This is a genomic window from Pelagibacterium flavum (assembly GCF_025854335.1).
GTDB classification, from domain to species: domain Bacteria; phylum Pseudomonadota; class Alphaproteobacteria; order Rhizobiales; family Devosiaceae; genus Pelagibacterium; species Pelagibacterium flavum.
The window spans coordinates 2,161,405-2,183,916 of the sequence record NZ_CP107716.1 but is presented as its reverse complement, the minus strand read 5'-3'; the positions used below and the strand labels follow the sequence as shown (position 1 = coordinate 2,183,916).

The 22,512-nt window shown below is 60.0% G+C and carries 23 protein-coding genes; 15 read left to right on the top strand and 8 right to left on the bottom strand.

Going from position 1 to position 22,512, the window contains the following annotated elements:
• From trpC to OF122_RS10870, 6 genes are all read right to left on the bottom strand, one after another.
• A complete protein-coding gene (gene trpC / locus OF122_RS10895; RefSeq protein ID WP_264224278.1) occupies positions 1-798 on the bottom strand; it encodes an indole-3-glycerol phosphate synthase TrpC in 798 nt (265 codons plus the stop codon).
• Positions 795-1,811 (bottom strand): anthranilate phosphoribosyltransferase, encoded by a 1,017-nt coding sequence (gene trpD / locus OF122_RS10890; RefSeq protein WP_264227648.1) that lies wholly within the window; start codon positions 1,809-1,811, stop codon positions 795-797. The genes trpC and trpD overlap by 4 nt, the downstream gene beginning before the upstream one ends.
• A 109-nt stretch (positions 1,812-1,920) precedes the next feature.
• Entirely contained in the window at positions 1,921-2,616 is a 696-nt protein-coding gene (locus OF122_RS10885) for a DUF4386 domain-containing protein (protein ID WP_264224277.1), read from the bottom strand.
• A gap of 161 nt (positions 2,617-2,777) precedes the next feature.
• Positions 2,778-3,374: an anthranilate synthase component II gene (locus tag OF122_RS10880; protein ID WP_264224276.1), complete on the bottom strand. Its 597-nt coding sequence runs from the start codon at positions 3,372-3,374 to the stop codon at positions 2,778-2,780.
• Entirely contained in the window at positions 3,375-4,886 is a 1,512-nt protein-coding gene (trpE, locus tag OF122_RS10875; protein WP_264224275.1) for an anthranilate synthase component I, read from the bottom strand.
• Between the two features lie 7 nt (positions 4,887-4,893).
• Entirely contained in the window at positions 4,894-6,762 is a 1,869-nt protein-coding gene (locus tag OF122_RS10870) for a SurA N-terminal domain-containing protein (RefSeq protein ID WP_264224274.1), read from the bottom strand.
• A 167-nt stretch (positions 6,763-6,929) separates the two neighbouring features.
• Between OF122_RS10870 and tpiA the strand changes: the two genes are divergently transcribed.
• The 15 genes from tpiA to OF122_RS10795 all read left to right on the top strand — a co-directional run bounded on the left by tpiA (position 6,930) and on the right by OF122_RS10795 (position 20,662).
• Positions 6,930-7,685 (top strand): triose-phosphate isomerase, encoded by a 756-nt coding sequence (tpiA, locus tag OF122_RS10865; RefSeq protein ID WP_264224273.1) that lies wholly within the window; start codon positions 6,930-6,932, stop codon positions 7,683-7,685.
• 246 nt (positions 7,686-7,931) lie between these two features.
• Positions 7,932-8,462 carry a preprotein translocase subunit SecG gene (gene secG / locus OF122_RS10860; protein WP_264224272.1) on the top strand — a complete coding sequence of 177 codons (531 nt, stop codon included), beginning with the start codon at positions 7,932-7,934 and terminating at the stop codon, positions 8,460-8,462.
• A gap of 113 nt (positions 8,463-8,575) precedes the next feature.
• Entirely contained in the window at positions 8,576-10,201 is a 1,626-nt protein-coding gene (locus OF122_RS10855) for a CTP synthase (protein WP_264224271.1), read from the top strand.
• 16 nt (positions 10,202-10,217) lie between these two features.
• Complete coding sequence (locus OF122_RS10850; protein WP_264224270.1) at positions 10,218-10,406, top strand: DUF4169 family protein; 189 nt, start codon at positions 10,218-10,220, stop codon at positions 10,404-10,406.
• Between the two features lie 66 nt (positions 10,407-10,472).
• Positions 10,473-10,838: a PRC-barrel domain-containing protein gene (locus tag OF122_RS10845; RefSeq protein ID WP_264224269.1), complete on the top strand. Its 366-nt coding sequence runs from the start codon at positions 10,473-10,475 to the stop codon at positions 10,836-10,838.
• A gap of 143 nt (positions 10,839-10,981) precedes the next feature.
• Positions 10,982-12,259 carry a phosphopyruvate hydratase gene (gene eno, locus OF122_RS10840; RefSeq protein ID WP_264224268.1) on the top strand — a complete coding sequence of 426 codons (1,278 nt, stop codon included), beginning with the start codon at positions 10,982-10,984 and terminating at the stop codon, positions 12,257-12,259.
• Positions 12,260-12,384: 125 nt separating this feature from the next.
• Positions 12,385-12,705, top strand: coding sequence for an FtsB family cell division protein (locus tag OF122_RS10835; RefSeq protein WP_264224267.1), 321 nt, complete (start codon positions 12,385-12,387; stop codon positions 12,703-12,705).
• Between the two features lie 136 nt (positions 12,706-12,841).
• Entirely contained in the window at positions 12,842-13,918 is a 1,077-nt protein-coding gene (gene pdhA / locus OF122_RS10830) for a pyruvate dehydrogenase (acetyl-transferring) E1 component subunit alpha (protein ID WP_408636223.1), read from the top strand.
• 24 nt (positions 13,919-13,942) lie between these two features.
• Complete coding sequence (locus tag OF122_RS10825) at positions 13,943-15,349, top strand: pyruvate dehydrogenase complex E1 component subunit beta (RefSeq protein WP_264224265.1); 1,407 nt, start codon at positions 13,943-13,945, stop codon at positions 15,347-15,349.
• A 14-nt stretch (positions 15,350-15,363) separates the two neighbouring features.
• Positions 15,364-16,713, top strand: coding sequence for a pyruvate dehydrogenase complex dihydrolipoamide acetyltransferase (locus OF122_RS10820; protein WP_264224264.1), 1,350 nt, complete (start codon positions 15,364-15,366; stop codon positions 16,711-16,713).
• Between the two features lie 13 nt (positions 16,714-16,726).
• Positions 16,727-17,368 (top strand): SGNH/GDSL hydrolase family protein, encoded by a 642-nt coding sequence (locus tag OF122_RS10815; RefSeq protein ID WP_264224263.1) that lies wholly within the window; start codon positions 16,727-16,729, stop codon positions 17,366-17,368.
• A gap of 22 nt (positions 17,369-17,390) precedes the next feature.
• On the top strand, positions 17,391-18,830 hold the full coding sequence (gene lpdA, locus OF122_RS10810; protein ID WP_264224262.1) for a dihydrolipoyl dehydrogenase: 1,440 nt from the start codon (positions 17,391-17,393) through the stop codon (positions 18,828-18,830).
• 154 nt (positions 18,831-18,984) lie between these two features.
• Positions 18,985-19,242 (top strand): hypothetical protein, encoded by a 258-nt coding sequence (locus OF122_RS10805; RefSeq protein WP_264224261.1) that lies wholly within the window; start codon positions 18,985-18,987, stop codon positions 19,240-19,242.
• 20 nt (positions 19,243-19,262) lie between these two features.
• The gene (gene lipA, locus OF122_RS10800; protein WP_264224260.1) at positions 19,263-20,222 is read left to right on the top strand and encodes a lipoyl synthase; all 960 of its coding nucleotides are present in this window, start codon (positions 19,263-19,265) and stop codon (positions 20,220-20,222) included.
• Positions 20,222-20,662: a type II toxin-antitoxin system RatA family toxin gene (locus tag OF122_RS10795; protein WP_264224259.1), complete on the top strand. Its 441-nt coding sequence runs from the start codon at positions 20,222-20,224 to the stop codon at positions 20,660-20,662. The genes lipA and OF122_RS10795 overlap by 1 nt, the downstream gene beginning before the upstream one ends.
• On the opposite strand, the gene OF122_RS10790 is transcribed toward OF122_RS10795, so the two are convergent.
• Together OF122_RS10790 and OF122_RS10785 are read right to left on the bottom strand one after the other, a co-directional pair.
• Positions 20,650-21,144 (bottom strand): CinA family protein, encoded by a 495-nt coding sequence (locus OF122_RS10790; protein WP_264224258.1) that lies wholly within the window; start codon positions 21,142-21,144, stop codon positions 20,650-20,652. The two genes, OF122_RS10795 and OF122_RS10790, sit on opposite strands and share 13 nt — an antisense overlap.
• The gene (locus OF122_RS10785; protein ID WP_264224257.1) at positions 21,145-22,329 is read right to left on the bottom strand and encodes a bifunctional 2-C-methyl-D-erythritol 4-phosphate cytidylyltransferase/2-C-methyl-D-erythritol 2,4-cyclodiphosphate synthase; all 1,185 of its coding nucleotides are present in this window, start codon (positions 22,327-22,329) and stop codon (positions 21,145-21,147) included.
• Between the last annotated feature and the right edge of the window lie 183 nt (positions 22,330-22,512).

Genomic DNA, 22,512 nt, shown 5'->3' with positions numbered 1-22,512 from the left:
TCAGGCGCCCGTCAACAGCGTACGGGTCGCCGCCGCCACATTGGCCTGCCGCATCAGGCTTTCCCCGACCAGGAAGCACCCAACGCCGGCCTCGGCTTCGAGATACTTGATATCGTCATGGGTGAAGACACCGCTTTCCGACACCAGAAGTTTGTCACCCGGCACCAGTTTCGCCAGGGCGACAGTCGTCGCCAGCGTCACATCGAAGGTCCGCAGATTGCGATTGTTGATGCCGATGAAATCGGCGCCCAGCGCCAGCGCACGCTCGGTCTCTTCAGCGTCGTGGACTTCCACGAGCGCGTCCATGCCCCACTCGGCAGCGCTTTCGAGCAAATTCCGAGCGGCAACATCGTCGACCGACGCCATGATGATCAGAATGCAGTCCGCCCCCCAGGCGCGCGCTTCCACCACCTGATAGGGCTCGAACAGAAAATCCTTGCGCAGCGCCGGAAGTCCCGTCGCCGACCGCGCCGCGCCCAAAAAGTCCGGCCGCCCCTGAAACGATGGCGTGTCGGTCAGAACCGAAAGGCATGCCGCGCCACCGTCCTCATAGGCTTTGGCCAAAACCGGCGGATCGAAATCGGGCCGGATCAATCCTTTTGATGGACTGGCCTTTTTGACCTCGGCAATCAGCCCGTATTTCCCGGCGGCCCGCTTGGCCTTCAACGCGGCGGCAAATCCACGCGGCGCATCCTGCTCCCGCGCCATTGCGGTCAACTCGGCCAGTGGCACAGCCGATTTGGCCGCCGCGATTTCCTCGCGCTTGTAGGCCTCGATCTTTCGAAGAATATCGGTCATTGCGCCCCCGAAACGGCAACGAGTTTATCGAGCGTTGCCCTGGCCTTGCCGCTATCGATTGCCTCGGCGCCCATCGCCACGCCTTCGGGCAGCGTTTGCACCTTGTCGGCGATGATGAACGCCGCTGCCGCGTTGAGCAGCACGATATCGCGATACGCTCCCTTGGCGCCCTCGAGCAGCTTGCGCAGCTCGCCGGCATTGTGTTCAGGGTCGCCCCCGACGATATCTTCGAGCTTGGCGCGCGGCAGCCCCGCATCCTCCGGCGTCACCTCAAAGGAGGTCAGATTGCCGTTCTTGATCTGGGAAACAAAGGACGGCCCGGTTGTCGAAAGCTCGTCCAACCCGCTGTCCCCATGAACGACCCAGGCTGCTTGCGCCTGATTGGCCAACAGCGCGGCGGCTACCGGTTCCACCCATTCATTGTCGAACACGCCCAGCAGGTAGCGCTTCACCCCGGCCGGGTTGGACTGCGGCCCGAGCAGGTTGAACATGGTCCGCACGCCCATTTCCGCCCGGGTAGGGCCCACATGGCGCATGGCGGGATGGTGATTGGGCGCGAACATGAACCCGATGCCCGCTTCGCGTATGCAGGCCGAAATCTGTTCGGGCGTCAGCTCGAGACTGATGCTCAGCTTTTGCAGCGCTTCGGCCGAACCCGATTTCGACGACAGCGCCCGGTTGCCATGCTTTGCCACCGGCACCCCGGCAGCGGCCACCACGATGGATGCGCCGGTCGAAATGTTGAGCGTTCCCGCGCCATCCCCGCCGGTCCCCACGATATCAATGGCATCGGCAGGCGCTTCGACGGGCACCATCTTGTTGCGCATGATCGAAACGGCCGCCGCGATCTCACCCACCGTCTCGCCCTTGACCCGCATCCCCATCAGGAACGCGCCGATCTGCGACGCCGTCGCTTCCCCGCTCATGATGATGTCCATCACCTGGCGCATTTCCGTGCCGGTCAAATCCTTGCCATCGGCAATACGGTTCAGCGCGCCCTTGATGTCCATTATCTCGTTTTCCCCATTGCTTGCGACCGGTCCGATGACAATCGGAGTAGCCCAGACGCAAATCGTCTGCAAGCGCCAGAACCAATCGACATTCAGCTCAGGGCGAACTGAATCAGGAAAGTGCAGGGGACACTTGAGCCGATACGGGCCGACGAAAGCCCTTTGCAATCAGATAGACCGCCAGAACGATCTCGAAAACAGCGGTGGGCGCGTTGAGCATGATATAGGCAGTGGTCACCACCGCTATCAAATCCATCATATAAAGGATCGTGGCCACCAGTGTCAGGGCAGATCCTGCCAGTCCCCATGCCGCGAGCCAGAGCGGAACGATCGATGTCCGCAGGAACACGAGATAGAGCAGAACCGCCCCCAGGCTCCAGGGGAGAACCATGCCAATGTGGTTAAGCCAATCGCGGGCCAGGCGTAAAAAATGCCCCAGAATTTCAAGCGTGGCCACGCCATCGCCGCCTGTTTCCGCAAAACTCCGTCCTAGAGGCAGAAAAAGCAAAAGCGTCACGATCCCGACGAACAGGAAGCTGGCGCCAATTGTCCGAAGCATCAGATACGCCACGCCAAGAACTCGGTTGTGCGCCTCGACTATCGGATAGGTTACCGCGGCAATGGCAACGTAAAACACTGCCATCATCGCTTGCGCCAACACAGCGAGCAGGATTCGGGACTCAGCGGCAACCAGGCGTTCAAGATAATCGGGCTCCTCGATCTCGAGAACCGAGCTGAAAATTCCGCAAACGATCGCTGCAATGAGCAGACCGCCTAAGATGATGGCGGTACGTCTATCGGTTTCCACAGCAATCTCCTGGTGTCGGTGTTCCCTGTTTTTATGACCGCGTGCCATTCATAAGGCGCCAAACGGCTGTTACCCCTGTGCCATTCCTTAGGCCGATCGACAACGCCGATAGCCGCATAAGCCTTTGCTGAAATACGTATATGTCGGTGGAGGAGGGCCGCTTACGCGGCGCGATCGGCGTTGAAATCGCGCGCGATATTCAAGAAATTCTGCAGAATGGCATGCCCGTTTTCCGAGGAAATGCTCTCGGGATGGAACTGCACCCCATGCACCGGCAGCACGCGATGCTGGAGCCCCATGATCTGCCCGTCATCGGAGCGCGCCGTCACCGTCAATTCACCGGGTAGCGTTTCATCGCGCACCACCAGCGAGTGATAGCGCGTGGCCTCGAACTGCTTGTTGAGCCCGCGAAACACGCCGCGCCCGTCATGGGTAATGGTGGAAACCTTGCCATGCATGGGACGCGGCGCACGCACCACCTCGCCACCGAAGGCCTGTCCCATCGATTGCAGCCCCAGACAAACCCCAAACAGAGGAATTTCACCCGCGAAGCGTGAGATCAGCGGCAGGCATATTCCCGCTTCATTGGGCGTGCAGGGACCGGGCGAAATAACGATTGCGTCCGGCGCCTTCTCGGCGATCTCGTCGAGCGTGATCTTGTCATTGCGCACCACATCGACCTCGGCCCCCAACTCGCCGATATAATGGACGAGATTGTAGGTGAAGCTGTCGTAATTATCGATCATCAGGACGCGCATCTACTGACCCACCTTGGCCTGGCCGGCATAGCGTAGCGCTTCCTCGGCGGCGCTGAAAAGAGCCTTTGCCTTGTTCTCGCATTCGAGCTGCTCGAGTTCGGGCTTGGAATCGGCGACGATCCCCGCGCCGGCCTGCACATAGAGCTTGTTGTCTTTCAGGATCGCCGTGCGCAAAACGATGCACGTATCCATGCGCCCGTCAGCCCCGAAATAGCCCACGCATCCGGCGTAAACCCCGCGCCGCGCCACTTCGAGCTCGTCGATGATTTCCATGGCCCGCACTTTTGGCGCGCCCGAAACCGTACCCGCCGGAAACCCGGCGGCCAGCGCATCGATATTGTCGTATTTGGGATCGAGCTTGCCCACCACATTGGAAACGATGTGCATGACGTGGGAATAATACTCGAGAAAATATTTGTCGGTGACCTTGACCGTCCCGATCTGCGATACCCGCCCCACATCGTTGCGGCCGAGATCGAGCAGCATTAGATGTTCCGATAGCTCCTTGGGGTCGGCCAGCAACTCCTCGGCCATCTCCTTGTCCTGTTCGGGCGTCGCGCCGCGCTTGCGCGTTCCGGCAATCGGGCGGATCGTGACTTCGCCCTCATCGACGCGGACCAGAATTTCCGGGCTCGATCCCGCCACGGCGAAATCGCCGAAATCGAGGAAATACATGTAGGGCGAGGGATTGGTGCGCCGCAGCGCGCGATACAGGGCCGTTGGCGGCAAGGTGAAATCGGCGGAAAACCGCTGGCTGAGCACCACCTGAAAGATGTCGCCCGCCGCGATGTAATCCTGCGCCTTGCGCACCATCGCAAAATAGTCCTCGCGCGAGGTGTTTGAGCTAATCTCGATCTTTGCCAGATCGGGAATTTCGCTCATGCGGGGCAGGGGCTTTTCCAGCCGCGCGATCGCATCCTCGATCCGTTCATTGGCCGCTTCAAACGCCTGCCGGGCCGTAACGCCCTCGCGGGGATAAACCGGTGCGGTCAGAAACAATTCGTCCTTGAGCGTGTCGAACACGGCAAGCATCGAGGGCCGCATCATGATGGCGTCCGGCACCCCGATCGTATCGGGATTTGTGTCGGGCAGTTCTTCCATGAACCGCACCATGTCGTAACCGAGATATCCGAACACACCCGCCGAGTTGGCGGGCAGTTCCTTTGGCATGTCGATCTGGCTTTCGGCGATCAGTGTCCTTAGGGCGTCGAGGGGAAGTGCACCGAGTGTACAATAGGCGTCAGAAGCCGTTTGTGCCGTGCGGTTGATCTCCGCAACCCCGTCGCGGACCCTCCACAACAGGTCCGGTTCGAGCCCGATCATCGAGTAGCGCCCGCGCACCGCACCACCCTCAACCGATTCGAGAAGGAAGCTGTAACGCCGCCCCTCGGCCAGTTTCAGGTAGGTGCCGATCGGCGTTTCGAGGTCGGCCACGATGCGCTTGTAGAGAACCTGCCCCTTGCCCGCCTCGTAGATTTTCGCAAAGGAAACAAAGTCGTAGCCGTCCGACATGGAGAACCTATTCGAGCCCGATCACGCGGTTGAGGGCTTCCTCGTTGATCCTGATTCCGACGTCGGAGCGCAGTCCTTCGACGAAATTGGCAAAGATCAGATCGGGGAAATCGACTTCCAGCGCCTGAGCAACCTGCGAGGGCGTATCCGCAGTGGCCGGCGTCACGTCGGTCACCTGAAAAACAACGACATCACCATCCTGGGTCGAGACATAATTTGCATACCCCTCACCCCCCTGGAACGCCGCCTGGGCCACGTCAGGATCGATCGCCGCACCGGCGCTGTCGCGCGAAAAAGGCGCGGAACTCTGGGGGATTTGGCCCCGTTCGGCCGCGACCGTAAAGATATCGCTGCCCCCATCGATCGCCGCCACGATATCTTCGGCGGTACGGGTCATTTCCATATCGGTCTGCAGTTCCTGCCACGCCGCAACGGCCTCGTCCCGCACTTCTTCGAGCGTCTGGTCACGCGCCGGCTGAACCTCGGAAAGCTCGAAGAAAACAGTGCGATTCGAGCCAAGGCTGATCGCCGGCGTCACCCGCGCATCGGGCGAGGCCGCAAACACCGCATCGGTAATGGTCTGGGTCGAACCCTGCGGAAGCGTAGTGATATCAGCCAGTTGCGCTCCGTCAGCAGTCAGGTCCAGATCGTGGATTTCGAGTCCATACCGCTCGGCAACCTCCGAGATCGGCTGGAAAGCGGCCCGGGCTTCTTCGATCTCGTCATAGACGTCGAACAGCATGTCCTGGGCCTTGCGTTGCGCAACCGACTGCTCGACCTGATCGCGCACAGCCTCAAGCGGCTGCTGCCCGCCTTCCTCGATCGAACTCACCCAGATGACCCGATAGCTATTGCTGCCTTCAAGCACCACATAGCCGTTCTCTTCCAGCCCGAACGCGGCCTGCGCCAGGTTGGCATCGGTGATCTGGCTTTCCGCCAGCGTCCCCAAGGAGGTCACTTCGGTCTGCAGACCGGCTTCGGAAACCACGCTCGCAAAGCTCGCTCCGCTCTCGGCACCATCGACAAACGGCTGAGCGGCTTCGGCATCGGACAGGACGAGTTGGCTGATGGCCCGGCGCTCAGGCGCGATAAACTGCCCCGAAATCCGGTCATACTCGGCGGCAATTTCCTCTTCGGTGACCTCAACGCCCTGCGCCAGCGCATCAACCGTCAACGGCAACAGATTCACCGAACGGGTCTCAACAGTGCGGAATCGGGTCTGGTTTTCTGCAAAGAACTGCTGCAACTCCTCGTCGGTCGGCTCCTCCGTCACCGAAAACAGCACCGGGTTGAGCTCGACATATTCGATGGTGCGCTGATCGCCGTCATAGGACCGCGCAATATCGAGAGCAACCTGGGGAACGCTGGCGCCCTCGAAAATCGTTCCGATCTGCTCGCGGGCCGCCGCGCTGCGCTGGAGGTTGAGATATTCGGTTTCGGTGTAACCGGACTGGCGCAACATGGCCACGAACTCGCTGGCATCGAAAAGACCCAGTGCGCCGGCGAAGTTGGGATCCTGCCGCACGAGTTCGGCCAGCTTTGCGTCTGAAGCACCAAGGCCCAGGTCGCGAGCCAGGATTTCAATCGACGCATCATTGGCCAGCCGGGCTATGGCCGAATTGGGAATTCCGAAACTCACCGCCTGCTGCGCGGTCGGCGCCATCCCGGTCTGCGCGGCGAACTGGTTGACCTGAGCGCGATAGACCCGGTCGAAATCGCGCACTGAAATGTTCTGGTCCCCGACCCGGGCCACCGTATTGGCGTTGAGATCGAGAAAAACGCTCGGAATGCCGAAACCGGCGACCGCGATGATCAAAACACCCAGGAAGACTTTGGCGACCCAGCTGCGGCCGAAATTGCGAAGATTGTCGAGCATTTAGTACCGATCGGTTGAGGGCGAGTTCTAGCCTTTTGTCGTAGGCTCACCCTATGGCATTCGAAGCGCGCGCATAATAGACAGGGTGTATCGGGCCCTGCAAGGCACACACAGGACGCCCGGTTAAGCCATTCTCCGTGTGCGTGCAAGGTGTTGTTGGGGTAGGGATGCAGGAGCGATTGCGGCCATTGATTGCCGGAAACTGGAAGATGAACGGAACCGGCGCGGCACTGGAACAGATTGCCCGCCTCAGGACTCTTCTTGAAGAAGCCGGCGATATCGACAGTGAGGTTCTTGTTTGCCCACCGGCGACGCTGCTTCATCGGGCCGCACAGGGGGCTGAGGGCAGCCCCATACATATCGGCGGTCAGGACTGCCACGCAGACCCGAGTGGCGCCCATACAGGCGATATCAGCGCGTCCATGCTGCTCGACGCTGGCGCTTCTCACGTTATCGTGGGCCATTCCGAGCGCCGCGCCGACCATGGCGAAACCAGCCAAACCGTCAGAGCAAAGGCCGAGGCCGCACTTGCTGCCGGACTTGTCCCGATCATTTGCGTCGGTGAGACCGAGGCCGAGCGCCTGGCAGGAACCGCGAATCAGGTCGTCGGCGACCAGATCGATTTTTCACTGCCGGACACCTTCGGGGAAACGACGATCATTGTGGCCTATGAGCCAGTTTGGGCCATCGGTACCGGTCGAACGCCAACGATAGAGGACATTGCACAGATGCATGCGCACATGCGCGCGCTTTTGGTAGCGCATTTCGGTGGGGCAGGGGAAACGGCGCTGTTGCTCTATGGAGGCTCAGTAAAGCCTTCCAATGCCGAAGAAATCCTGCGGACAGCCAATGTCAACGGGGCCCTGGTCGGCGGCGCGAGCCTTCTGGCAGACGACTTCTTTTCCATCATTGTGGCGGCCTGAAACGCGAACGGGAAAGTGTCGCGCCGGAGGGCTGGCCAATGCCGATCTTTGCGTGTAGAACGCCCGCCAACGCGATGCCTGTGCAGAGCCTTGCTTCCCGCCCGGACGGTCGGGGCAGGGCTTGAGCCGTTAAAGCCCTACCGGGCACCAACGATCCACGCGCATCTGGAAGATATTGCGTTGCCGGGCTTTGCTCCCCATATGTCCCGGCTTGAGCGCGAGAGCATTTGAAGGACGAACCGTTAAATGGCCACAGTACTCATTGTCGCCTATCTGTTGATCGTGATCGCCATGATCGTGGTGATCCTGCTCCAGCGCTCCGAAGGCGGCGGCCTTGGGATGGGCGGAGGCGGCGGCGGCAATTTCATGTCCTCGCGTGGCTCGGCCAACCTGCTCACCCGCACGACTGCAATTCTGGGCACACTGTTCATGGTGACAGCCATTGGCCTCACCATCATCAGCCAGACCGATCGGAGCTCCACCTCGATCCTCGATCAGGCTGCGCAGAACGCCGATGGGACCCCGGCGACCGTTCTTGACGCTCTGGACGCCCTCGGAACCGAAAACGACGATCTGACCGTTCCTTCGCAGCCCGCCGCCACAAATGACGATCTTGTCGTGCCGGCGGCGCCCGAGGAAACCGCTCCGGCCGAGACCGAGGAGCCGGCTGCGGCCGACCAGTCCGAAGTGATCGATCCCGGTGCGTCGATGATGTCGACAATGGCGCCCGAACCCGCCGGCGACGAGACACCGGCGGAGGAAACGGCGCCCAACTAACGGCGCTTGAACAGGGTACGAAAGACGGGGATGGCAACATCCCCTTCTTTTTTGTGTGGGCGCGATCATTTTCGCCCTTCGAATCTAACGTGGCTTATGTAAGGTAAAGCTCCATGGCTCGGTACGTTTTTATCACCGGTGGCGTGGTCTCCTCGCTCGGAAAAGGTCTTGCTTCGGCGGCGCTCGGCGCCGTGCTGCAGGCGCGTGGATACAAGGTTCGGCTTCGCAAGCTCGACCCCTATCTCAATGTCGATCCGGGCACGATGTCGCCCTATCAGCACGGCGAAGTGTTCGTGACCGATGACGGGGCGGAAACCGATCTCGATCTGGGCCACTACGAGCGTTTCACCGGGCGTTCGGCCAATCAGCAGGACAATGTGACCACCGGCCGGATTTATTCCGACATACTGGCCAAGGAGCGCCGCGGCGACTATCTCGGCGCGACCGTTCAGGTGATCCCGCACGTCACCGACGAAATTAAATCCTTCGTGACCTCCGACAATGACGATTTCGATTTCGTTTTGTGCGAGATCGGCGGCACGGTTGGCGACATTGAAGCCATGCCGTTCCTCGAAGCCATCCGGCAGTTGGGCAATGAACTGCCGCGCGGCGATGCGGTCTTCGTGCATCTGACCCTGATGCCCTTCATCCCCAGCGCGGGAGAGCTCAAGACCAAGCCGACCCAGCACTCGGTCAAGGAACTGCGTTCGATCGGCATTCAACCCGACATTCTCCTGATCCGCTGTGACCGGCCGATACCGGAAGGCGAGAAGCGCAAGCTTTCCCTGTTCTGCAACGTGCGCCCCTCGGCGGTCATCCAGGCGCTTGATGTTGCGTCGATCTATGACGTTCCGATTGCCTACCATGAAGAAGGGCTGGACGACGAAGTTCTAGCTGCCTTTGGCATAAAGGACGCGCCGGTGCCTCAACTCGACGGTTGGCGCGAAATTTCACGCCGCGTCCACAATCCCGAAGGCACCGTCAACATAGCCATTGTAGGCAAGTACACCGGCCTCAAGGATGCCTATAAGTCGCTGTCCGAAGCGCTGGCGCATGGCGGCATCGCCAACAACGTCAAGGTCAACCTCGAATGGATCGATTCCGAGGTGTTCGAGCGTGACGATCCCGCACCCTATCTCGAAGGCATCCATGGCATTCTCGTGCCGGGCGGCTTTGGCGAGCGCGGTTCGGAAGGCAAGATAAATGCGGCGCGGTTCGCCCGTATCCGCGACGTTCCCTATTTCGGAATATGTTTCGGCATGCAGATGGCCTGTATCGAAGCCGCCCGCAACACCGCTCACATACCCAAAGCGTCATCGACCGAATTCGGGCCGACCAAGGAAGCCGTCGTTGGGCTGATGACCGAATGGGTCAAGGACAATGAAAAGCGCTCCGGCTCTGACAAGGATCTTGGCGGTACCATGCGCTTGGGCGCCTATCCTGCCCAGCTCGTCCGTGGCAGCCGTGTGGCCGACATATACGGCACCAACCGGATTTCCGAGCGCCACAGGCACCGCTACGAAGTGAACATGACCTACCGCAAGGTACTGGAGGCCAACGGCCTCCTGTTCTCCGGCCTTTCGCCGGACGGGATGTTGCCGGAAATCGTCGAGCGCACCGACCACCCCTGGTTCATCGGCGTCCAGTATCATCCCGAACTGAAATCCCGTCCGTTCGAACCGCACCCCTTGTTCCGCTCCTTCATCGCGGCGGCGGTCGAACAAAGCCGGCTGGTTTAGGGCAGGGGAGCGGGCAATGGCCGAGATCGTCAATCTCCGTCAGGCTCGCAAGAACAAGCTGCGCGCTGAAAAAGAGCGCGCAGCAGACACCAATCGCGCTAGGTTCGGTCGCACCAAAGCCGAGCGCGAAAAGTCGGAAAAACAGGCCGAGCTTGACGCAAAGCGTCTCGATTTTCACAAACGTCAATCGGAAGACAGCGAGTAGGAACCCGATCCGTTCAGGGGCGTTGTGCACGCGCATAACAAAAGACCCCAAAAACGGAGGTTGCTCATGCCTACTGCATCTGGACACACCACGGCCATCCGCGCGACACGCGCTGTCGGTACTGACGTCTATAATCTCGATGGCAAGAAGATCGGCAAGGTCGAGGACATCGTTCTCGACAAGACGGACAATTCCATCATGTTTGCCGTTGTCGGTTTCGGCGGTTTCCTTGGAATGGGCGAAAAATACCACGCCCTTCCCTGGGCAACGCTCGATTACGATCAGGATCAGGAGGGCTACGTCGTGCCCTTCACCCGCGACGAGCTTGAGGCCGGGCCTGCGGACACCATTACTGAGCTGACCAAGGATGACGGGCTCCACGCCCGCCAGGAAGCCTATTCCTATTACAAGGTCGATCCGTACTGGCATTAGCCCTGGCTCATATAAGCGACTATCTATGCTGCCCTATGCGTCGTCATCGGGCAGCATTATTTTTGTGCCAAGCCCTTCCTAAGCCGGGTCGCCTTTATTAGAAGGGCTGCAATCGGCATTCCTACAAAACAAAGGGCGCATCTATGTCTGCAATTGTTGACGTCATCGGCCGTCAGATCTTTGACAGCCGCGGCAATCCGACCGTCGAAGTCGACGTGGTTCTCGATGACGGCAGCTTCGGCCGTGCCGCTGTGCCTTCGGGCGCTTCCACCGGTGCGCACGAAGCAGTCGAGCTCCGCGATGGCGGCGAAGCCTATCTCGGCAAGGGTGTGCTCAACGCCGTCGACAACGTCAACACCCTGATCGCCAGCGAGATCGAAGGCCTCGACGCTCTCGATCAGATCGCAGTCGATCAGGCGATGATCGAACTTGATGGAACCCCCAACAAGGCCAAGCTCGGCGCGAACGCCATTCTCGGCGTATCGCTTGCCGTGGCCCGCGCTGCCGCCGAATCGAGCGCTCTCCCCTTATGGCGCTATGTCGGCGGCCCGAACGCTCGCCTGCTGCCTGTCCCCATGATGAACATCATCAATGGCGGCGAGCACGCCGACAACCCGATCGATATCCAGGAATTCATGATCATGCCCGTTGGCGCGGATTCGATCGCCGATGCCGTCCGGATCGGCTCGGAAATCTTCCATACTCTTAAAAAGGGTCTGGCAGCAGAAGGACATAACACCAGCGTTGGTGACGAGGGCGGCTTTGCGCCGAACCTCAACTCCACAGAAGACGCGCTGGGCTTCATCATGAAGTCCATTGAAAAGGCTGGCTATGCCCCGGGCGAGGACGTTTATCTCGCCCTCGATTGCGCTTCGACCGAATTCTACAAGGATGGCAGGTACGACCTCAAGGGCGAAGGCAAGTCGCTCGGATCGGACGAGATGGCCCGCTACCTCGAGGACCTGACCAGCCGCTTCCCGATCATCTCGATCGAAGATGGCATGGCCGAAGACGACTGGGACGGCTGGAAGGCGCTGACCGAGGCCGTCGGCTCCAAGGTTCAACTCGTCGGCGACGATCTGTTCGTCACCAACACCGAACGCCTGAATTCGGGCATCAAGATGGGCGTCGCCAACTCCATCCTCGTCAAGGTCAACCAGATCGGCTCGCTGTCGGAAACTTTGGAAGCCGTCGAGATGGCGCACAAGGCGTCCTATACCTCGGTCATGTCGCACCGTTCGGGCGAAACCGAGGATTCGACAATCGCCGATCTCGCGGTCGCGCTCAATTGCGGGCAGATCAAGACCGGCTCTCTGGCCCGTTCCGACCGGTTGGCCAAGTACAACCAGTTGATCCGCATCGAGGAATTTCTTGGCACCTCCGGCCGCTACGCCGGCCGCTCGATCCTCAAGGGTCAGTAAAAGAGCAGGGGCGCTTCGGCGCCCCTTTTTTCTCTGCAGTCACAAAGCGCCCGTCGCCGGAAACCTGTCCTTAAGCATAGCCATGCGATAAGCAAGCTCTCCAGGTCCTGCGTATCGTCTGTCCCATGCCAACCCGCGTCAAACGTCCCTCCATTCTCGTCAAGCTCGGCATCACCGCGAGCTTGCTCGCGTTTCAGGGATATCTGGGCTACCATGTCGTGACAGGAACATTCGGCATTGAGAGCCAGCGCGAAATGCTGGAAGAAATCAAGGTATTGGAGGCCCGCCGGGCGGCTCTTGAAACCGAGATCGAATCCTACGAGCACCGGATCGCCCTGTTCGACCCTCGCCGGCTCGATCCGGACATCCTCACAGAGCGGGCTCGCGCGCTCCTCGGACTGGTCCACCCTGACGACATCATCATCGTCCCCGACGATCAAAGTTAATCGCATTTCCGTTAATCTTGAAATTTAACCGATATCCGATTAATTTCATTTAAGTCTACGATATCAATGTGATACGACAAGAAGCGGCTTGATCTGATCGCTTGGAGGCTGGCGTCCTTCGGACTATTGTGCATCAATGCATCCAGCATCCCGCCGTGCCCCAAAAGGGTTGTGGCAGCGATTAAGTTCTTTCCGGAGATATCGCATGGCGCGTAAAGCGACGGCCGCCAAGGCCAAATCCAATGCCCCCGAATTCACAAAGGACGAGGAACTCCACGCTTTCCGCGAAATGCTACTCATCCGGCGCTTTGAAGAAAAAGCCGGGCAGATGTATGGCATGGGGCTGATCGGCGGGTTCTGTCACCTTTATATCGGTCAGGAAGCCGTCGTTACCGGCATCACCATGGCGTCGAAAAAAGGCGAAGACGCCCAGATCACCGGCTATCGCGACCACGGCCACATGCTCGTCATGGGTCTGGACCCCAAGGGCGTCATGGCCGAGTTGACCGGCCGCAAGGGCGGGCTGTCCAAAGGCAAGGGCGGCTCGATGCACATGTTCTCGAACGAGCACCGTTTTTACGGCGGAAACGGCATCGTGGGCGCCCAGGCATCGCTGGGCACGGGCCTCGCCTTCGCCTCGAAATACCGCGGCGACGGATCGGTCTCGATCACCTATTTCGGTGATGGCGCTGCCAATCAGGGCCAGGTCTATGAGAGCTTCAACATGGCCAAGCTCTGGAAGCTGCCCGTTGTCTATGTGATCGAGAATAACAAATACGCCATGGGCACCTCGGTCGAGCGCTCCGCCTCGACCACCGACCTTTCACAGCGCGGTGTTTCCTTCGGTATCCAGGGCGAGCAGGTGGACGGCATGGACGTTCGCATGGTCAAGGAAGCCGCAGAGCGGGCCATTGAGCACGCGCGGTCGGGTAAAGGTCCCTACATTCTTGAAATGCTGACCTACCGCTATCGCGGTCACTCCATGTCCGATCCGGCAAAGTACCGCTCCAAGGACGAAGTGACCACCATGCGGTCCGAGCGTGATCCGATCGAGCAGGTCAGAAAGCGCATTCTCGAACAGAAATTTGCCAGCGAGGACGAGCTCAAGGATATCGAAAAGGATATTCGTGCCATCGTCACCGAAGCTGCCGATTTTGCCACCAACGATCCCGAGCCCGATCCGTCCGAGCTCTATACCGACATTACCGTATAAGCGCCGGCAGGGAGACCTCACGATATGCCAACCGATATTCTTATGCCCGCGCTCTCGCCCACCATGGAAGAGGGCACTCTTGCCAAATGGATCGTCAAGGAAGGCGACAAGGTCGGCCCCGGCGATGTCCTGGCCGAGATCGAAACCGACAAGGCCACGATGGAAGTCGAGGCCGTGGATGAAGGCGTGATCGGTAAGATCTTCGTCGCCGAGGGCACTGAGGGCGTAAAGGTCAACACCCCGATTGCCGCGCTGCTGGGCGAGGGCGAAAGCGCAGACGATGTCGCTACACCCGAAATCGGCTCCGACGAGCCAAAGGAATCCGAAAAGCCGGGCCCCGACACCGAGGTAGCGGAGAAGTCCGAGCCCACCACAAAGGCCAAGGACGCCCCTGCAGCACCGCAGTTCAAGCCGCAGGACGACCCCGATATCCCCGACGATGTCGAAATGGTCACCATCACCGTCCGTGAAGCGCTGCGCGACGCCATGGCAGAGGAAATGCGCGCCGACAAGGACGTCTTCGTCATGGGCGAGGAAGTGGCCGAATATCAGGGCGCCTATAAGGTCACCCAGGGGCTGCTGCAGGAATTTGGCGCCGAGCGTGTTATCGACACCCCGATCACCGAGCATGGCTTTGCCGGTCTTGGCGTTGGTGCGGCTTTTGCCGGCCTCAAGCCCATTGTCGAGTTCATGACCTGGAACTTCGGCATGCAGGCCATTGACCAGATCATCAATTCCGCCGCCAAGCAGCTCTATATGTCGGGCGGGCAGGTAACGGCCCCCATGGTGTTCCGCGGCCCCAATGGCGTCGCCTCGCGCGTTGGTGCCCAGCACAGCCAGGATTATTCCGCCTGGTACAGCCATGTACCCGGGCTTACGGTCATCGCGCCTTATACCGCTGCCGATGCCAAGGGTCTCCTGAAGGCTGCCATCCGCTCACCCAACCCGGTTGTCTTCCTCGAGAACGAGCTTCTCTACGGCACTACGGGTGAAGTCCCCAAGATGGACGATTTCGTCCTGCCCATCGGCAAGGCGCGCGTCGCGCGTGAAGGCAAGGATGTCACCATCGTGTCATTCTCCATGGGCATGCGTTACGCCACCCAGGCTACCGAAAAACTGGTCGCTGCGGGCGTCGATGTGGAACTGATTGACCTGCGCACCCTGCGCCCGCTCGACATCGATACGGTTATCGAATCGGTCAAAAAGACCGGACGCGTGGTGACCGTGGAAGAAGGCTGGCCGCAGGGCGGCATCGGTTCGGAAATCTCTGCCCGCCTCATGGAACGTGCCTTCGATTACCTCGACGCGCCCGTGACCCGCGTAACTGGCAAGGATGTTCCGATGCCCTATGCCGCTAACCTCGAAAAACTGGCGTTGCCCAGCGTTGACGAGGTCATCGCCGCGGTCAACGCCGTCACCTACCGCAGCTAAGGGAGGCTCTTGCGATGCCTATCAACATCACGATGCCCGCCCTGTCGCCCACCATGGAAGAGGGCACGCTGGCCAAATGGCACGTCAAGGAAGGCGACAGCGTCTCTTCCGGTGACGTGATCGCCGAGATCGAGACCGACAAGGCGACCATGGAAGTGGAAGCCGTCGATGAAGGTACGATCGGCAAGATCCTGGTTTCCGAAGGCAGTGAGAACGTCAAGGTCAATGCCGTGATCGCAGTCCTGCTCGAAGAGGGCGAAAGCACCTCCGATATCGGCGACGCGGCCCCCGCACCCCAGACCAAGGCACCAAAAGAGGAGCCGAAGGCCGAGGAGTCCAAGGCCGATCAAAAGCCGAAGGACGAGCCAAAGGTGCCGTCATCGAGTGCCGATGCCAAGCCCACGCCCGAACCGCTTCCCGCGCCCAAGTCTGACGGCAAGCGCGTGTTCGCCTCGCCACTGGCCCGCCGTCTCGCCAAGGACGCCGGCATCGATCTCTCCGCTGTTTCCGGCTCGGGTCCCAAGGGGCGCGTGGTCAAGGCCGACATCGAGAAGGCCAAAAAGGATGGCGTTTCCGCCAAGCCCGCCGCTGCGCCCGCCGCCGGTGCTCCGCTGGCCGCCGGCATGGGCAAGAACCAGGTTCTCGCCATGTACGAGGAGGGCAATTACGACATCGTGCCCAATGACGGCATGCGCAAGACCGTTGCCGCCCGCCTCACCGAATCCAAGCAGACCGTGCCGCATTTCTATCTCACGCTCGATTGCAATATCGATGCGCTTATGAAGGCGCGCGAGGAAATCAACGCGGCTGCCCCAAAGGACAAGGACGGCAAGCCCGGATACAAACTCTCGGTGAATGACTTTGTCATGAAGGCCTGGGCCATAGCGCTCCAGCAGGTTCCTCAGGCCAACGCGACTTGGGCCGGGGATTCAATACTCTATCATCATCGCTCGGACGTCGCCGTCGCGGTCGCGGTGCCCGGTGGGCTGTTCACGCCGGTCGTCAAATCCTGCGACACCAAGAGCCTTCGGCAGATTTCCGAAGAGGTCAAAGATCTGGCCACCCGTGCGCGCTCAAAAAAGCTCGCTCCCCATGAATATCAGGGCGGCGCGTCCTCGGTCTCCAATCTGGGCATGTACGGCATCAAGCATTTCGGCGCCGTCATCAACCCGCCGCACGGCACCATACTTGCCGTGGGTGCAGGCGAAGAGCGCGTCTATGCGGAAAAGGGACAGATCAAGACGGGCAGCTTCATGACCGTAACGTTGTCTTGCGATCACCGGGCCGTTGATGGCGCGCTGGGTGCCGAACTGCTTGCCGCGTTCAAGAAGCTGATCGAAACGCCTGTGATGATGCTGGCCTGATCCTGTGGCAGCGATGAAAACCATCCTCGCTTTCGGAGACAGCCTGACCTACGGCACCGATCCCATAATTATGGGCAAGCGCCACGACTATGAGGATCGGTGGCCAAGCAGGCTTGAGGCCGGGCTTGATGGCAAGGCACGTGTGATTGCGGAAGGGCTTGGCGGGCGGACCACCGTGTTCGACGACTTTTCGTCACCTTCTGATCGCAATGGCGCCCGTGTCCTGCCCACACTGCTCTCGAGTCATGCACCGCTTGATGCTGTGGTTATCATGCTCGGCACCAACGACATGAAGACCTATATCTGTGGCAGTGCTCTTGGTGCTGCAATGGGCATGAAACGGTTGGTGGAGATCGTCCGTACACATCCCTGGCCACAAGGCGCTTCGATTCCCAAAGTGGTGCTGGTGTCACCGCCACATTGCGTGGATACGGAGCATCGCGATCTGGACCCCATGTTCAAGACTGGCGTCAAGGAATCGAAATTGCTGTCCGGTCATTACAAGCGGATTGCGGCAGAACTGGAATGCGGGTTTTTCGATGCTGCCACTGTCGCGCGGGCCGACCCGGCCGACGGTGTCCATCTCGATGCGGGAAACACCCGCGCAATAGGCGACGCCCTGGCGCCGCTCGTCAAAGACATGCTTGGGCTTTAGCCCGAAAACCAAGAGGAAAGCCATGGCAGATCAATACGATATCATCGTGATCGGTGCCGGCCCCGGCGGCTATGTCGCAGCCATCCGCGCGTCCCAGCTGGGCCTGAAGGCCGCAATCGTGGAGCGTGAGCACATGGCGGGCATCTGCTCGAACTGGGGCTGTATCCCGACCAAGGCGCTGCTGCGCTCGGCCGAAATCTACGGGCACATGGACCACGCGAAGGATTACGGACTGACTGCCGATAAGTTCGGGTTCGATATCGAGGCCATCGTCAAGCGCTCACGCGGCATTGCCGGCCGCATGAATGACGGCGTCCAGTTCCTGATGAAAAAGAACAAGGTCGATATCATCTGGGGTGAGGCTACCATCACCAAGCCCGGTGAAATCAAGGTCGAGGCGACCAAAAAGAAGGCAGTCGAACCTCAGCATCCAAAGCCGAAGACAACACTGGGCGAGGGGACCTACAAGGCCAAGAACATTATCGTCGCCACCGGTGCCCGCCCACGCGTCCTGCCCGGCATCGAACCGGACGGCGATAAGATCTGGACCTATTTCGAGGCCCTCAAACCTGCCAAAATGCCCAAATCGGTGGCCGTGATGGGCTCGGGCGCCATCGGGATCGAGTTTGCATCCTTCTATCGTTCGCTCGGCGCCGACGTGACCGTCATCGAACTTCTGCCGCAGATCATGCCGGTCGAAGACGCTGAAATTGCCGGCCTGGCCCGCAAACGCTTTGAAAAGCGCGGTATCTCGATCCTGACCGATGCCAAGGTTTCCAAGGTCGACAAGAGCAAGGACGGCATCACCGCTCATGTGGAACTCAAGAACGGCGACAAGAAAGAAATCAAGGCTGACGTTTTGATTTCCGCGGTTGGCGTTCAGGCCAATTCGGAAAATCTGGGGCTGGAAAAGGCCGGTGTCAAGATCGACCGCGGCGTCATTGTCGTTGATGGCCATGGGCGCACCAATGTCGATGGCATCTGGGCCATCGGCGACGTCGCCGGCCCACCCATGCTGGCCCACAAGGCCGAGCACGAGGCGGTGCTCGCCGTTGAAACCATAGCCGGCAAGAAGGTGCATGGCCTGGACAAGTCCAAAATCCCCGGCTGCACCTATTGCGAACCGCAGGTGGCCAGCGTCGGGCTGACCGAAGCCAAGGCCAAGGAAGCCGGGCGGGAGATCCGCGTCGGCCGCTTCCCCTTCGTGGGCAATGGCAAGGCCATCGCACTCGGTGAACCGGACGGTCTGGTCAAGACCATCTTCGACAAAAAGACCGGTGAACTGCTCGGCGCGCACATGGTCGGCGCCGAAGTGACCGAGCTGATCCAGGGCTTTGTGGTGGCAATGAACCTCGAAACCACCGAGGAAGAGCTGATACACACCATCTTCCCGCACCCGACCCTGTCGGAAACGATGAAGGAAAGCGTGCTTGACGCATACGGTCAGGCACTCAACATATGAAATGCGACAGGGCTTTGCGGCCCGATCGCTCATAAAGTAAATTCAAGGTTGATAGTTCGGTAAGCAATTCATCCAATGTTCCCGCAGGAAAGAACCCGTTCATGGTAAATATGGAGCGGATATTTGTCTGAAACCGTCCATATTGAGGTTCGTCATGGCTCAAGAGCTATTGATGTACTGGGTGCTGGTCGGGCTGGCCATTGGGCTGGTCGGCGCATTTCTGTTCGGGACAGAGCTGATCTGGCGTTATCTGGCCGCAGGCGTGGCTGGAGCGGTGGCAATCAGCTTCGCAATTGCTTATTTTGGTATTGACGTACCGATAGCAAACTGGCTCGTACGCCAGCTCAGCGTGGCAGCCGCTGGGGCCGTATTCGTCGTAACCTTTGTCAGGGTGGTGGACACATCAGCCTGACGGGTTCGGAAAAGGACACAATGGTCACTCTCCTCGATACCGTAGGCACCAAGTCACCAAGACACCCTGAAAAGGCAAAGCGTCCCGACACCGAGATGCTACGCAAGCCTGATTGGATCCGCGTCAAGGCACCCGGTTCCGCCGTTTACCGCGAAACTCGGCAGATCGTGCGCGAGAACAATCTCGTCACCGTTTGCGAGGAAGCCGGCTGCCCCAACATTGGCGAGTGCTGGAGCAAGAAGCACGCCACCATGATGATCATGGGCGAAATCTGCACCCGCGCCTGCGCCTTCTGCAATGTGCGCACCGGCCTGCCGACCGCGCTCGATCCCCATGAACCCGAGAACGTCGCCAAGGCCGTTGAAAAACTCGGTCTTGAGCACGTGGTCATCACTTCGGTCGATCGCGACGACCTCGCCGACGGCGGAGCCCGGCACTTTGCCGACGTGATCCTTGCCATCCGGGCCCGCAATCCCAAGACGACCATTGAAATTCTGACGCCGGATTTCCTGCGCAAGGATGGCGCCCTTGAGATCGTCGTCGCCGCAAAGCCCGACGTCTTCAACCACAATCTCGAAACCGTGCCGTCCAAATATCTGAAGGTCCGCCCCGGCGCTCGCTATTTTCACTCGATCCGGCTGTTGCAGCGGGTCAAGGAACTCGATCCGCAGATGTTCACCAAGTCGGGCATCATGGTGGGGCTCGGCGAAGAGCGTAACGAAGTGCTCCAGCTCATGGACGATTTGCGCATCGCCGACGTCGATTTCCTGACTATCGGCCAGTACCTCCAGCCGACTCGCAAGCACCACAAGGTCGAACGGTTCGTGACACCCGAGGAATTCAAATCCTTTGCCACGGTCGCCAAGACCAAGGGATTCCTTCTGGTATCGTCCAGCCCGCTCACCCGCTCCTCGCACCACGCGGGCGAGGATTTCGCGGCCCTGCGCAAGGCGCGGCAGGAAAAACTCGGACTGGCGTGATGCAAAGGCATTTCGAGCGGCATGTGCCGCATTCGGCCGCGCAAATGCTTGCGCTGGTGGCGGACGTCGATACTTATCCCCAGTTCATCCCCCACTGCGAGCGCATGGACGTTCGCCGTGATGTGGCGAATCCGAATGACAAGTTCGACGCCCGCATGCACATCCGCTTCGGCCCGATCAGCCAGTCCTATACCAGCCGGATCGTGGTTGATCGAAGCGCCATGACATTGCGGGCCAAAGCGGTCGATGGGCTGTTCAGCCATCTCGACAGCACCTGGCGCTTTACCGAGGACGGGGAGGGGACTGCCATTGCCTTCGACATCGACTTCAAGATCGCCAACCCGCTGATCCGCTCTGTCGCCGAACCGGCCTTCGCTGCCAAGCAGGAAGAGATCATGGATGCGTTTGTGGCAGAGGCGCGCCGCCGCTACGGCGCGTAAGCCTCAAGGATCATCTCCAGCGCCACGCGTACCGTCGCCTGTCGCACCATGTCGCGGCCAAGATCGCCGAACCGCTCTTCGCGATGAATCGCCCTTTCCCGCGTCGCCAGCCCGAAATGCACCAGCCCGATCGGCTTTTCATCCGACCCGCCGCCCGGTCCGGCAATTCCGGTCACCGAAATCGCCAAATCCACTCCGGCTCTGTGCAACGCTCCTTTGGCCATGGCTTGCGCCACCGGCTCGGAAACGGCACCGTGCTTGTCGATCAACGGTTCAGGCACATCGATCATCGCGGTCTTGGCTTTGTTGGAATAGGTGACAAACCCGCCATAGAGCATGGCGGAGGAACCCGATACTGAGGTGATCGCGCCTGCGATCAGCCCGCCCGTGCAGCTCTCCGCGGTCACCATCATATGACCGGCCAGGATCAGCCGGTCATTGACTTTTTTCGCCAGCGCCAATGTCTCGTTGTCGAGCATCATCTAGCTCCGCGGCAGCTCGATTGTGGCAACGGCCTGCGCCGCAATGCCTTCTCCACGGCCGGTAAAGCCCAGCCGTTCCGAGGTCGTTGCCTTGACCGCAACCCGATCCACGCTGACCCCCGCGATTTCCCCGATCCGCGCCCGCATGGCCTCCACATGCGGCCTGATCTTGGGATATTCGCAGATGATGGTCGCATCCATATGCACCAGTCGCCCGCCACGCTGGCGCACCAGTCCTGCCGCATGTTCGAGGAAAATCGAAGAGTCTGCGTCCTTCCATTCCATTTCGCTGGGCGGGAAGTGCTTGCCGATATCTCCATCGGCCAGCGCGCCGTAAATGGCATCCGCAAGGGCGTGCAGCACCACATCGGCGTCCGAGTGTCCCTTGAGTCTTGCCCTGTGCGGAATTGAAATGTTGCCCAGAACAACCGCATCGCCGTCGGCGAACGCATGCACGTCATAGCCAGACCCGACCCGTGTTTCCATCGCCTGTCCTTCAGTCATCATGCGCTCGGCCCGTTCGAAATCGCCCGGCAGCGTTATCTTGATGTTGCGCGTATTGCCTTGTGCAAGCGCAACGCTCAAGCCGGCCCATTCGGCGATCGCTGCATCATCTGTAAATCCATCGCTCATTTCGATGGCACGCCTGTGGGCATTATAGATGGCGCTGAAATGAAACCCCTGCGGGGTCTGGGCTGCAAAAAGCTGCGTCCGATCTTCCGTGCCGCCCACCGTTTTCCCGTCCAGCGAGCGTTTGATTGTGTCGGTCACCAGTGTCACCGGCAACGCGCCATCGGCGTCGGCCAGGGCCCCAATGACATTGCCGATCAGCTCGGCCTCGACGAAGGGGCGGGCACCATCGTGGATGAGCACGATATCGGGAGGGTCGCTCGCCAGCGCTTGCAGGCCTTTCAATACGGACACCTGCCGCGTTTCACCGCCGATGACCGGAGCCGAGAGCCGCGCGTCGTTGATCCCCAGAGCGGCAAACATGTCTTCCTGTCCGTCGCCGATCACCGGCACCACCCGATCGATAGCCTTTACGGCAAGCAACGCCTTGAGCGTCCTTGTCAGCAACGGCTCACCGGCCACCGATCGGTACTGCTTGGGCAGTCCTACATTGCCCGCTCGCTCTCCGCGACCCGCCGCGACGACCAGCGCAACGATTGTTTTGTCTTCACTCATAGGACCCTGCACGTTCCTGGCTATGCGTTGCGCAAACTTCATCCGCAATTAAAGCCCCGTGGACCGTGAAACAAGGTCAGCACCACTGTCTTTAGCAAACTGATCTCATATGAGGCATTGAACGGGACCGAATTTTGACTAATCTGTCACCAAATTCGAGCCGTTGTATAGTTTTAAGGCAAT